The sequence below is a fragment of the Citrobacter sp. CK202 genome, assembly GCF_030333225.1.
Lineage (GTDB): Bacteria > Pseudomonadota > Gammaproteobacteria > Enterobacterales > Enterobacteriaceae > Citrobacter_B > Citrobacter_B koseri.
Window position 1 is genome coordinate 677154 of the sequence record NZ_JAOWGI010000025.1, and the last position, 11916, is coordinate 689069.

At 54.2% G+C, this 11916-nt stretch carries 13 protein-coding genes and 1 pseudogene; 3 read left to right on the forward strand and 11 right to left on the reverse strand.

Annotated elements, in window-relative coordinates; translation table 11 throughout:
• The first annotated feature begins 256 nt into the window (after positions 1-256).
• Positions 257-1804: a membrane-bound lytic murein transglycosylase MltF gene (gene mltF, locus OGX84_RS12655; protein WP_049011303.1), complete on the forward strand. Its 1548-nt coding sequence runs from the start codon at positions 257-259 to the stop codon at positions 1802-1804.
• 36 nt (positions 1805-1840) lie between these two features.
• Here the strand turns inward: mltF and tadA are convergent, their stop codons facing one another.
• The 4 genes and pseudogenes from tadA to murQ all read right to left on the reverse strand — a co-directional run bounded on the left by tadA (position 1841) and on the right by murQ (position 4036).
• Positions 1841-2383, reverse strand: coding sequence for a tRNA adenosine(34) deaminase TadA (gene tadA, locus OGX84_RS12660; protein WP_012131222.1), 543 nt, complete (start codon positions 2381-2383; stop codon positions 1841-1843).
• A gap of 17 nt (positions 2384-2400) precedes the next feature.
• Positions 2401-3036 carry a phosphatidylglycerophosphatase C gene (gene yfhb, locus OGX84_RS12665; protein WP_112001753.1) on the reverse strand — a complete coding sequence of 212 codons (636 nt, stop codon included), beginning with the start codon at positions 3034-3036 and terminating at the stop codon, positions 2401-2403.
• Between the two features lie 3 nt (positions 3037-3039).
• A pseudogene (locus tag OGX84_RS12670) lies at positions 3040-3141 on the reverse strand (PTS transporter subunit EIIC); the annotation flags it as partial.
• A gap of 1 nt (position 3142) precedes the next feature.
• Positions 3143-4036 carry an N-acetylmuramic acid 6-phosphate etherase gene (gene murQ / locus OGX84_RS12675; RefSeq protein ID WP_058667928.1) on the reverse strand — a complete coding sequence of 298 codons (894 nt, stop codon included), beginning with the start codon at positions 4034-4036 and terminating at the stop codon, positions 3143-3145.
• A 115-nt stretch (positions 4037-4151) separates the two neighbouring features.
• On the opposite strand from murQ, the gene OGX84_RS12680 reads away from it, so the two are divergent.
• Together OGX84_RS12680 and yfhL are read left to right on the forward strand one after the other, a co-directional pair.
• Positions 4152-5000: a MurR/RpiR family transcriptional regulator gene (locus tag OGX84_RS12680; RefSeq protein WP_012131219.1), complete on the forward strand. Its 849-nt coding sequence runs from the start codon at positions 4152-4154 to the stop codon at positions 4998-5000.
• 55 nt (positions 5001-5055) lie between these two features.
• Positions 5056-5316, forward strand: a complete 261-nt coding sequence (yfhL, locus tag OGX84_RS12685; protein ID WP_012131218.1) for a 4Fe-4S dicluster ferredoxin YfhL — start codon at positions 5056-5058, stop codon at positions 5314-5316.
• Between the two features lie 71 nt (positions 5317-5387).
• On the opposite strand, the gene acpS is transcribed toward yfhL, so the two are convergent.
• From acpS to lepA, 7 genes are all read right to left on the reverse strand, one after another.
• Complete coding sequence (gene acpS / locus OGX84_RS12690) at positions 5388-5768, reverse strand: holo-ACP synthase (RefSeq protein WP_047461950.1); 381 nt, start codon at positions 5766-5768, stop codon at positions 5388-5390.
• On the reverse strand, positions 5768-6499 hold the full coding sequence (gene pdxJ, locus OGX84_RS12695) for a pyridoxine 5'-phosphate synthase (protein WP_286458049.1): 732 nt from the start codon (positions 6497-6499) through the stop codon (positions 5768-5770). Before pdxJ ends, acpS begins: the two co-directional genes overlap by 1 nt.
• Positions 6500-6510: 11 nt before the next feature.
• Complete coding sequence (recO, locus tag OGX84_RS12700; RefSeq protein ID WP_024130108.1) at positions 6511-7248, reverse strand: DNA repair protein RecO; 738 nt, start codon at positions 7246-7248, stop codon at positions 6511-6513.
• A gap of 11 nt (positions 7249-7259) precedes the next feature.
• A complete protein-coding gene (gene era, locus OGX84_RS12705) occupies positions 7260-8165 on the reverse strand; it encodes a GTPase Era (RefSeq protein WP_012131214.1) in 906 nt (301 codons plus the stop codon).
• A complete protein-coding gene (gene rnc, locus OGX84_RS12710) occupies positions 8162-8842 on the reverse strand; it encodes a ribonuclease III (protein ID WP_024130107.1) in 681 nt (226 codons plus the stop codon). The genes era and rnc overlap by 4 nt, the downstream gene beginning before the upstream one ends.
• Positions 8843-9063: 221 nt before the next feature.
• The gene (gene lepB / locus OGX84_RS12715) at positions 9064-10038 is read right to left on the reverse strand and encodes a signal peptidase I (RefSeq protein ID WP_012131213.1); all 975 of its coding nucleotides are present in this window, start codon (positions 10036-10038) and stop codon (positions 9064-9066) included.
• A gap of 15 nt (positions 10039-10053) precedes the next feature.
• Entirely contained in the window at positions 10054-11853 is a 1800-nt protein-coding gene (gene lepA, locus OGX84_RS12720) for a translation elongation factor 4 (protein WP_047461945.1), read from the reverse strand.
• Between the last annotated feature and the right edge of the window lie 63 nt (positions 11854-11916).

Below are 11916 nucleotides of genomic sequence, written 5' to 3' on the forward strand. Positions count from 1 at the left end.
CTTCGAAGCGCCTGAGGCGCTTTAAGTGTGCGCAAGGGGGGAAACGGGCGACATTATAAAGAATCTGACGCCCCGACGAAACCGTTTGCGTCGAAATAAAATCGCCGCCTTTTCTTATCATACGGTGCGGCCAATCATTCTAATTAGTTGCCAACTGGCGCATTGTTGCGCAAAATGCCGCACATTCATGATGATTTTAACCCACCAAAATGACATTAGCAGGCTGAGATTACGCACGATTCAGAGAATTAACTAATTGAAAAAATTAAAGATTAATTATCTGTTCATCGGCATATTGACTCTGCTGCTGGCAGCGGCCCTCTGGCCATCAATCCCCTGGTTCGGCAAAGCCGACAATCGTATCGCCGCGATCCAATCGCGGGGAGAGTTACGCGTCTCGACAATAGAGTCGCCGCTGACTTACGCCCGCATTAACGGAAAAAAGTACGGTCTGGATTACGAACTGGCACAGCAGTTCGCCAGCTATCTTGGCGTAAAGCTGAAAATTACCGTACGCCAGAATATCAGCCAGCTATTTGACGATTTAGATAATGGCAACGCCGATCTGCTGGCGGCAGGACTGGTTTACAACAGCGAGCGCGTGAAGAATTATCAACCCGGCCCGACCTACTATTCCGTTTCGCAACAGCTGGTTTACCGGGTAGGACAATACCGGCCTCGCACGCTGGCCACGGTGAATGAAAGCCAGCTCTCTATCGCGCCTGGGCATGTCGTGGTGAATGACTTGCAGGCGCTGAAAGAGACAAAATTTCCCGATCTGAGCTGGAAAGTCGATGACAAAAAAGGGACGGCGGCGCTGCTCAGCGAAGTCATCAGCGGCAATCTGGACTATACCATTGCCGATTCTGTCGCGATCAGCCTGTTCCAGCGCGTACATCCTGAACTGGCCGTCGCGCTGGATGTCACCGATGAGCAGCCTGTCACCTGGTTTAGCCAACTGGACGATGACAACACGCTTTCCGCTGCGCTGCTCGATTTCTTCAACGCTATTAATGAAGACGGCTCACTGGCGCGTATGGAAGAGAAGTATCTGGGGCACGGCGACGATTTTGATTATGTCGATACCCGCACCTTCCTGCGGGCCGTGGACGGCGTACTGCCCGATCTCCAGCCGTTGTTTGAAAAATACGCGCAGGAGATAGACTGGCGCCTGCTGGCCGCAATTTCCTATCAGGAGTCGCACTGGGACCCGCTGGCCACCTCCCCGACGGGCGTTCGCGGTCTGATGATGCTCACCAAAAACACCGCGCAAAGTTTGGGGCTGACGGACCGTACCGATGCGGAACAGAGCATCAGCGGCGGTGTGCGTTATATCCAGGATATGATGGGCAAAGTGCCTGAAACCGTGCCGGAAGAGGAGCGTATCTGGTTTGCGCTCGCCGCCTATAACATGGGTTATGCGCATATGCTTGATGCCCGTGCGTTGACGGTCAAGACCAGGGGCAACCCGGATAGCTGGGCCGATGTAAAACAACGGTTGCCGCTGCTCAGCCAGAAACAATATTACAGCAAGCTGACGTACGGCTATGCGCGCGGGCATGAAGCCTACGCTTATGTGGAAAATATTCGGAAGTATCAGATTAGCCTGGTCGGCTATCTGCAAGAAAAAGAGAAGCAGGCGGCAGAAGCGATAAAGCTGGCGCAGGATTACCCGGCAGTGTCTCCGGCCGAGTTTGACACGGAGACATTTCCTTTCTCTTCTTTCTTATCGCAGCCGTCATCGAACTACCTGTCACACTCTCCTTCTTTGCCGTTTTCACTGAAGAAGAAAGACGAAAACTAATCTCACAGGGCTGGACGCTTTCGCGCTCTGGTCGCCCTACAACGATTCTTGCGAAGATTTTTTTAGCGCTTTGATCTCCTGGCGACGCATGCGGAAGAAATCACTGAGCAGCGCTGCGCACTCATCGCGTAACACACCTTCGGTGATCTCTACGCGGTGGTTCATGCCCGGATGATGCAATACGTCCATCAGCGACCCTGCCGCGCCGGTTTTCGCGTCGCGAGCGCCAAATACCACCCGACCAATACGGCTGTGTACCATTGCTCCCGCGCACATCACGCACGGCTCCAGCGTCACGTAAAGCGTGGTATCCAGCAAACGGTAGTTCTGAAGCACCAGCCCGCCCTGACGTAGCGCCATGATTTCAGCGTGCGCAGTGGGATCATGATGACCTATCGGACGGTTCCAGCCTTCGCCAATGACGCGATTGTTATGCACCAATACCGCGCCAACCGGCACTTCACGCTCATCCCAGGCGCGTTTCGCCAGCGTCAACGCATGACGCATCCAGTATTCGTGGCTAAATTCAACATCAGACAAAGGAGACACTCCGGTAATAAAAGCGGGCGCATTATACATGGGCGCTATCGTTAACTCTATTCGAGTTGCTGGAGCTCCCCTCGCGGCGTGACGCGCCAGCGATGCTGGCAAAAATAGAGAAGCGGGTTATCTTGCTTACTGTCGCTGTAGCCGCTGTACAGACATAACGGCGCACCAATCTGGCGTTCCAGTTGGGCGACCTTCTCGTGCCCCAGACAGCGCATAGTCAGCAGCCAGCCGCCGTAGCCACGCCGCATCTGGCTGGCGATCAGGTTCACGCGTGGCAGCCAGAGCGTATCGAAATAGACCTGTTCCACCAGCGATTGCGGAGAGCCGGTAATCAGCCAGATATCAGCGTCAGAGCTTAACAGATAGGTCGTCAGGCGCTCCTGAACAACCGGAAACGCCGTGACGTTATCGCGAAACCAGCGAACGAAATCCGCCTGATGCGCCTTGAGCCGCGCTTCACTGTGACCGAAGGTACAGCCCCATAGCAGCAGGCTCATCGGCCAACGCGCCGCCCGACCTTTAATCAACAAGCCAATCCCGATAACCGGCAATAACGGCAGCACGAGCAACGCATTCAGCGGCTGGCGACGCAACAGATAACGCAGGAAACTGCCAAACATATCCTGCTGGTGCAACGTACCGTCCAAATCAAAAAATACGACACGACGCTCGTGATTAACCAAACCCTACTCCTCTGGATTGTTGAAGCCCAATAGCCGGGTTAACCGAAACCCGGCGATAATCGTTACCAGATAGACTAACAGATGGAACCTCAATTTTCCGGTAACGTTAGCGTTCTAACGCCGCCCGTAGAAATCCCTGGTGAGCGGACAATTTCGCCCTTGCATCTTCGGCATTCAGCCCGGTAAGCGCCATCAGAATGGCCGGTTTAACCTCAAAATCTGTCTGCTTAAGCAGCGCTTCGGCCTCTTCACGCGTAATCCCGGTAGCCTCAACCACCATCCGGCACGCTCTGTCGACAAGCTTAACGTTGGTGGCTTTCATGTCCACCATCAGGTTCTGGTACACCTTGCCGAACTTCACCATCGCCCCGGTGGAGATCATATTGAGCACCAGTTTTTGCGCAGTACCGGATTTCAGTCGCGTCGAACCGGTTAGCGCCTCCGGCCCAACGACCGGCGAGATGGCGATGTCAGCTTCACGCGCGATGGGAGAATCGGGATTACAGGAGATAGCCACCGTGACGCAGCCCACCTGACGCGCGTATTTCAACCCGCCAATGACGTACGGCGTACGACCGGACGCCGCCAGCCCGACAACCAGATCCTGCGCGGTCACGTTAAGCGCCCGGAGATCGTCCTCCCCTAACTGCTGACTGTCTTCCGCGCCTTCCACCGCTTTCAGCAGCGCGCCAGGCCCGCCGGCAATCAGTCCGATCACCAGCCCGTGCGGTACGCCAAACGTTGGTGGGCATTCGGAGGCGTCCAGAACGCCAAGGCGTCCGCTGGTGCCTGCGCCCATATAAATAATGCGCCCTCCCGCCTTTAAGGCGTCGGCGGCGGCATCTACCGCGCGGGCAACGTCTGGCAGCGTCTCTTTTACTGCTTGCGCTACAAGCGTATCCTGTTGATTAAAACGATGAACCAGCTCAAGCGTAGGGAGTGCGTCAAGATCCATAGTCTGTGGATTGCGGGTTTCTGAAACTAACGAGCCGAGATTCATTTTTGTTCCTTAGGAATTTTTAATTCATAATAACTATAATAATGGAATATTATATTCTTTCGGGCGAGGGAAAATCTTTTTATGATCCCCGTCATGTTTTTCGCCAGGAGTCCTCATGAACTGTTTGATTCGTATACGTCAGCGTTATCCGGACCTCGCACAAAGCGATAAAAAGCTTGCTGATTATATTCTTGCTCAGCCGGATGATACACGGCATCTCAGCTCACAACAGCTTGCCGTTGAGGCGGGCGTCAGTCAGTCCAGCGTGGTGAAATTCGCGCAAAAACTGGGCTTTAAAGGCTTTCCGGCACTGAAGCTGGCGATCAGCGAAGCGCTGGCCAGCAATCCAAATCCTCACTCTATTCCGGTACATAACCAGATCCGGGGCGACGATCCGATGCGGCTTGTCGGCGAAAAATTGATCGAGGAAAATGTCGCCGCAATGCACGCAACGCTCGATGTTAACAGCGAAGAGAAATTGTTCGAAAGCGTCATGATGCTGCGCAATGCCCGGCGTGTTGTCATAACCGGTATTGGCACATCGGGCCTGGTGGCGCAGAACTTCGCCTGGAAGCTGATGAAGATAGGATTCAATGTCGTCGCCGAACACGATATGCATGCGCTGTTAGCCACCGTGCAGGCGCTGGCGCCGGACGATCTCCTGCTGGCTATCTCCTATAGCGGCGAGCGCAGAGAGTTGAATATGGCGGCAGATGAAACGTTGCGGGTGGGGGGAAAGGTTCTGGCGATCACCGGCTTTACACCGAATGCCCTGCAACAACGCGCCACCCGTTGCCTGTATACGATCGCCGAAGAGCAGGCCACGCGCAGCGCCGCAATCTCCTCTACGCATGCGCAGACGATGTTGACGGATTTGCTCTTTATGGCGCTGGTACAGCAGGATTTGGGGCGCGCGCCGGAGCGTATTCGCCACAGTGAGGCCCTGGTAAAAAAACTGGTCTGAGCAAAGAATGCGCGTATAATGCCCGCCCGGTTTGTGATGTTTTGAGAGTTTCCTGATGGCCCTGTTAATCACTAAAAAGTGTATCAATTGCGATATGTGCGAGCCTGAGTGCCCGAATGAGGCAATTTCAATGGGCGACAGCATTTACGAGATTAACAGCGACAAATGCACCGAATGCGTGGGCCATTACGAAACGCCGACCTGCCAGAAGGTGTGCCCGATCCCCAATACCATTCTCAAAGACCCGGCGCATGTCGAAACGGAAGAACAGCTGTGGGATAAGTTTGTTCTGATGCATCACGCGGATAAGCTGTAATTCTCCCTGATGGAATGACGCCAGGCCGGATGGCGGCGTAAACGCCTTATCCGGCCTACAAAGTCCCGAATCTAGCTTTCGATGATCACCGTCGCACAGGCGTAATGACGTTCATCCGCTAATGTCACATGCATATGCGCCACGCCCAGCCTCTCCGCCAGTTTCAACGCCTCGCCCCACAAACGCAAACGCGGTTTACCCAGCTCATCGTTAAACACTTCAAACTGATCGAACGCCAGCCCATTGCGAATGCCGGTGCCGAACGCTTTTGCCGCCGCCTCTTTTACCGCAAAACGCTTGGCGAGAAAACGCACCGGTTGCTGATGCGTCTCCCAGATAGCCCATTCGTTGTCGCTAAGCACGCGTCTTGCCAGGCGCTCTCCAGAACGGGAGATCACCGCCTCAATGCGGGCGATCTCCACAATATCCGTGCCTAACCCCAGAATCGCCATTAGCCGCGCGCTTCCAGCATCAGGCGTTTCATCTCGGCGACCGCCTCTTTCAGGCCGCTCATGACCGCCCGCCCAATAATGGCATGACCGATGTTCAGTTCATGCATTTCCGGCAGTGCGGCAATGGCCTGCACATTGTGATAGGTCAGGCCATGACCGGCGTTCACTTTCAGCCCCAGGCTTGCCGCAAACGTCGCCGCTTTGGCGATACGCGCCAGTTCCTGCGCTTGCTCAGCATCCGTTTTGGCATCCGCATAACAGCCAGTATGGATTTCAATGTACGGTGCGCCAACGTCCGCAGCGGCTTTAATCTGTTCTTCATCGGCATCAATGAACAGCGATACCAGAATACCTGCATTTGCCAGCCGTTTGCAGGCATCACGCATTTTGTCACGCTGACCCGCGACGTCCAGCCCGCCTTCGGTGGTCACTTCCTGACGTTTTTCCGGCACCAGGCAGCAAAAATGCGGCTTCGTCTCAACGGCAATCGCCAGCATCTCTTCAGTCACCGCCATTTCCAGATTCATACGCGTATCCAGCGTCTGGCGCAAAATGCGTACATCACGGTCGGTAATATGGCGACGATCCTCGCGCAGGTGTACGGTTATACCATCCGCCCCCGCCTGCTCGGCGATAAACGCCGCCTGTACCGGGTCCGGGTAAGCAGTACCACGCGCATTACGTAAAGTGGCAATATGGTCAATGTTGACGCCTAACAGTAATTCAGCCATGACAATCCTCGTTAATCATTATTCGTATTTTCTGCCCGCCCTGGCCGTTTCGGCATAAATTGTCGAAACAGTTCCCGGCTTTTTAACGGCTTACCACCAAGATACGGCTTTAGCGCCATGCGGGTAAAGCGTTTCGCCGCGCGCAACGTATCAACATCAGGAAATTCTCGTGCATCCAGCGCTTTCAGATGCCGCCCGGTAAAGGTGCTGTTATCAATGACCACGCTGGCCATGAATCCCTTCTCTTCGCGATAGCGGTAGGTCATGGTGTCATCGACCGTCTCGCCGCTCCCTGCGCAATGCAGAAAATCCACGCCGTAGCCCAGATGCCCCAGTAGGGCGAGCTCGAAACGGCGAAGCGCAGGTTCGGGCGAACCGGTCGCGCCAGCCAGCGACTGAATACAGTTCAGGTAATCAAAAAAGAGTTCAGAGAAGCGCGTTTCGTATTCCAGAACGCGGGAAAGCAGTTCGTTGATGTACAAACCGCTATAAAGCGTGATGCCGCTTAAGGGGAGCGCCAGAGAGACCGCTTCAGCGCTGCGTAAGGTTTTCACCTCGCCGCGCCCGCCAAAGCGGAGCAACAGTGGCGTAAAAGGTTGTAATGCGCCTTTCAGACTGGAACGTTTAGAGCGTGCGCCTTTGGCAACCAGACGCACGCGTCCCGACTCTTCCGTGAAGACGTCCAGCATCAGGCTGGTTTCGCTCCAGGGGCGACTATGCAGGACGAAAGCTCTCTGCCAGCCTTCCACGTAGTGCTAACTCAGAGGTCGTCTACATAACCGAGACTGCGCAGCGCACGCTCATCATCGGCCCAGCCGGATTTCACTTTCACCCACAGTTCCAGGTGTACCGGCGCTTCAAACATTTCCTGCATGTCTTTTCGCGCTTCGATACCGATGGTCTTGATTTTGGCCCCTTTGTTGCCAATGACCATCTTCTTCTGCCCTTCGCGCTCAACGAGGATCAGGCCGTTAATATCATAACCGCCGCGTTCGTTAGAAACGAAACGTTCAATCTCAACGGTCACGGAATACGGCAGTTCGGCACCGAGGAAACGCATCAGTTTTTCACGGATGATTTCAGACGCCATAAAGCGCTGTGAACGATCGGTGATGTAATCTTCCGGGAAGTGATGAGTCGCTTCCGGCAGGTGTTTACGCACGATACCAGCGATGGTATCCACGTTCATGCCAGTTTCCGCAGAAACAGGCACGATATCGAGGAAGTTCATCTGGCTTGCCAGGAATTGCAGATGCGGCAGCAGATCGGCTTTTTCCTGTACGTTATCCACTTTGTTAACGGCCAGAATGACCGGCGCTTTACCGTCGCGCAGTTTATTCAGCACCATCTCGTCGTCCGGCGTCCAGCGGGTGCCTTCCACGACAAAAATGACCAGCTCAACGTCGCCAATCGAGCTGCTTGCCGCCTTGTTCATCAGGCGGTTGATGGCGCGTTTTTCTTCCATATGCAGCCCCGGCGTATCAACATAGATAGCCTGGTACGCCCCTTCGGTATGGATACCGACGATACGGTGACGCGTGGTCTGTGCTTTACGGGACGTGATCGAGATCTTCTGTCCGAGCAGCTTGTTCAACAGGGTGGATTTGCCTACGTTCGGACGTCCGACGATGGCAATAAATCCGCAATAGCTTTTATCTTCGCTCATTCCAGCTCCAGTTTTTTCAGCGCCTGTTCGGCGGCAGCCTGCTCCGCCTTACGACGGCTCGAACCCGTGCCAACCACCGGTTCACTCAGGCCGCTGACCTGGCAGTGGATAGTAAATTCCTGATCGTGTGCTTCGCCGCGCACCTGCACTACCAGATAAGACGGCAGCGGGAGATGACGACCCTGCAAATATTCCTGCAAACGCGTTTTCGGATCTTTTTGTTTATCGCCCGGGCTGATTTCATTCAGGCGCGTTTGATACCAGTTAAGGATCAACTTCTCGACGGTTTGGATATCGCTGTCGAGAAAAACGCCGCCGATTAACGCTTCTACGGTATCCGCCAGAATAGATTCACGACGGTAGCCGCCGCTTTTCAGTTCACCAGGCCCTAAACGTAAGCATTCACCCAGATCAAATTCACGGGCCAATTCCGCCAGCGTATTGCCGCGCACCAGCGTGGCGCGCATACGGCTCATATCACCTTCGTCCACACGCGGGAAGCGGTGATAAAGCGCGTTGGCGATAACAAAGCTCAAAATCGAGTCGCCTAAAAATTCTAAACGCTCATTGTGTTTACTGCTGGCGCTGCGGTGGGTTAATGCCTGCTGCAACAGCTCCTGATGAGTAAAAGTGTAGCCCAGCTTCCGTTGAAGCCGATTAATTACGATGGGGTTCATGCGATACCAATAAATGAATGCGTCAACAATTCAGCACACGAAACAGACCTGAGGAAACCAACGCTGTTTAGTGTGCCGTGGCAACCTGACGGCGCCAACCTAAAACTTCGGGGGAATATTCTATACACAACGACAGGGGATGTCGTTAGTCTGCGGAGATTTATCCAATAAATAATTCATGTTGTCGCCGCAATGACGACAACATGAACGATTATCAGAAATTAATGGATCCCACCAATACGGCTTAAGCGTACGCCGGTCGGCCATTCACCTTCCTGTTTGTCGAAACTCATCCAGATCGCGGTCGCTTTACCAACCAGATTCGCTTCCGGTACAAATCCCCAGTAACGGCTGTCCGCGCTGTTATCGCGGTTATCACCCATCATGAAGTATTGTCCTGGCGGTACGATCCAGGTCGCCAGTTGCTGCCCCGGCTGACGGTAATACATCCCCGCCTGATCCTGCGCGATCGGTACGGTCAGAATACGGTGGGTTACGTCTCCCAGCGTCTCTTTACGCTCCGCCAGACGAATGCCGTTATCTTTCGTTTCGTTTAACGGCACTTCGAAGAACCCACTGCTGGCTTCTCCCCCATTACGGCGGGCAAAGGTCTGCACGAAATCGCTGGGCTGAACGTCAGAGTAAGTCACCGGCAGCGCGTTTTCACACGCCTGACCGGAACGGCATCCTGGCTGTACAGTAACCTCTTTGGCTACCGGATCGTACGTCACTTTGTCACCCGGCAGGCCGACAGCGCGTTTAATGTAGTCCAGGCGCGGATCTTCCGGGTATTTAAAGACCACGATATCACCGCGTTTCGGATGACCCGTTTCAATCAACGTTTTCTGGTAAATCGGATCTTTAATTCCATAGGCGAATTTCTCCACCAGAATAAAGTCACCGATTAACAGCGTCGGCATCATCGAACCCGACGGGATCTGGAAAGGTTCATAGATAAATGAGCGCACCACCAGCACAATCGCCAGTACCGGAAAAACCGAAGCCCCTGTTTCCAGCCAGCCCGGCTTAGGCGCCACTTTTTTCAACGTGGCTTTATCCAGTGAATCACCCGCAGCGGCCTGTGCCGCTGCCTGACGTTCCCGACGTTTTGGCGCGAAGATAAATTTATCAACGCACCATAAAATGCCCGTCACCAGTGTGGCAATCACCAGAATCAGGGCAAACATATTCGCCATGCCAACTCCTTAGGATTATTTGCTGTCTTTACCGACATGCAGAATGGCGAGGAACGCTTCCTGAGGCAGTTCGACGTTACCGATCTGCTTCATTCGCTTCTTACCTTCTTTCTGTTTCTGTAGCAGCTTTTTCTTACGGCTGATATCACCGCCGTAACACTTGGCCAGAACGTTTTTACGCAACTGCTTCACGGTAGAACGCGCAATAATATGCGTGCCAATCGCTGCCTGAATCGCAATGTCGAACTGCTGACGAGGGATCAGCTCTTTCATCTTCTCCACCAGCTCACGACCACGGCTCTGCGAATTACCACGGTGAGTGATCAGCGCCAGCGCATCGACACGTTCGTTGTTGATCAGCACGTCGACGCGCACCATGTCGGACGCCTGGAAGCGCTTGAAGTTATAATCCAGCGACGCATAACCACGAGACGTTGATTTCAGGCGGTCGAAGAAATCGAGCACCACTTCCGCCATCGGGATTTCATAAGTCAGCGCCACCTGGTTACCGTGGTACACCATGTTGGTCTGGACGCCGCGCTTCTCGACACACAGCGTAATGACGTTGCCCAAGTATGCCTGAGGCAGCAGCATGTGACACTCGGCAATCGGCTCGCGCAGTTCATAGATGTTATTCAGCGGCGGCAGCTTGGACGGGCTATCGACATAGATAATCTCTTTCGCCGTGGTTTCCACTTCGTACACAACGGTCGGCGCAGTGGTGATCAGGTCCAGATCGTATTCACGTTCCAGACGCTCCTGAATGATCTCCATGTGCAGCAGGCCCAGGAAGCCACAGCGGAAACCGAAGCCCAGCGCGGTTGAACTTTCCGGCTCGTAGAACAGAGAGGCATCGTTCAGACTCAGCTTGCCGAGCGCATCCCTGAAGTTCTCATAGTCATCAGAACTCACCGGGAACAGACCGGCGTATACCTGCGGCTTCACTTTTTTGAAGCCCGGCAGCGCTTTCTCTGCCGGGTTACGCGCCAGCGTTAATGTATCGCCAACCGGGGCGCCATGAATGTCTTTAATTGCGCAAACCAGCCAGCCTACCTCGCCGCACTTCAGTTCGGTACGGTCAATCTGCTTCGGCGTGAAGATCCCCAGACGGTCAGCGTTATAAACCTGCCCGGTGCTCATCACTTTGACTTTGTCGCCTTTACGCATGGTGCCGTTTTTAATACGCACCAGCGACACTACGCCGAGGTAGTTATCGAACCAGGAGTCGATAATCAGCGCTTGCAGCGGGCCTTCTGGATCGCCTTCCGGCGGCGGGATATCGCGCACCAGGCGTTCCAGCACATCCTGTACGCCTACGCCGGTTTTTGCCGAGCAGCGAACGGCATCGGTCGCATCAATGCCAACAATGTCTTCGATCTCTTCAGCCACACGCTCAGGATCGGCGGCTGGCAGGTCAATCTTGTTCAGAACCGGCACCACTTCGAGATCCATTTCCATCGCGGTATAGCAGTTCGCCAGCGTTTGCGCTTCGACGCCCTGCCCGGCGTCAACCACCAGCAGTGCGCCTTCACACGCCGCCAGTGAGCGGGAAACTTCATATGAGAAGTCAACGTGGCCTGGGGTGTCGATAAAGTTCAGTTGATAGGTTTCACCATCAGCCGCTTTGTAATCCAGCGTCACGCTTTGCGCTTTGATAGTAATACCGCGCTCACGCTCAAGATCCATTGAGTCGAGAACCTGCGCTTCCATTTCACGGTCAGACAGGCCACCGCAGATCTGGATAATGCGGTCAGACAGCGTCGATTTACCGTGGTCGATATGAGCAATGATCGAAAAGTTACGTATGTTCTTCATATAGAGTAATTATTGTGCCTTACGCCTGCCTGAGCAGGCTCTTAGAAGTCGCTGTTCTGAGCT

Bases quoted from the DNA above. Each gene is read 5' to 3' on its own strand.
- tadA (WP_012131222.1), bottom strand. From the start codon at position 2,383: ATGTATAATGCGCCCGCTTTTATTACCGGAGTGTCTCCTTTGTCTGAT.
- murQ (WP_058667928.1), bottom strand. From the start codon at position 4,036: ATGAATCTCGGCTCGTTAGTTTCAGAAACCCGCAATCCACAGACTATG.
- OGX84_RS12680 (WP_012131219.1), top strand. From the start codon at position 4,152: ATGAACTGTTTGATTCGTATACGTCAGCGTTATCCGGACCTCGCACAA.
- yfhL (WP_012131218.1), top strand. From the start codon at position 5,056: ATGGCCCTGTTAATCACTAAAAAGTGTATCAATTGCGATATGTGCGAG.
- acpS (WP_047461950.1), bottom strand. From the start codon at position 5,768: ATGGCGATTCTGGGGTTAGGCACGGATATTGTGGAGATCGCCCGCATT.
- pdxJ (WP_286458049.1), bottom strand. From the start codon at position 6,499: ATGGCTGAATTACTGTTAGGCGTCAACATTGACCATATTGCCACTTTA.
- era (WP_012131214.1), bottom strand. From the start codon at position 8,165: ATGAGCGAAGATAAAAGCTATTGCGGATTTATTGCCATCGTCGGACGT.
- rnc (WP_024130107.1), bottom strand. From the start codon at position 8,842: ATGAACCCCATCGTAATTAATCGGCTTCAACGGAAGCTGGGCTACACT.
- lepB (WP_012131213.1), bottom strand. From the start codon at position 10,038: ATGGCGAATATGTTTGCCCTGATTCTGGTGATTGCCACACTGGTGACG.
- lepA (WP_047461945.1), bottom strand. From the start codon at position 11,853: ATGAAGAACATACGTAACTTTTCGATCATTGCTCATATCGACCACGGT.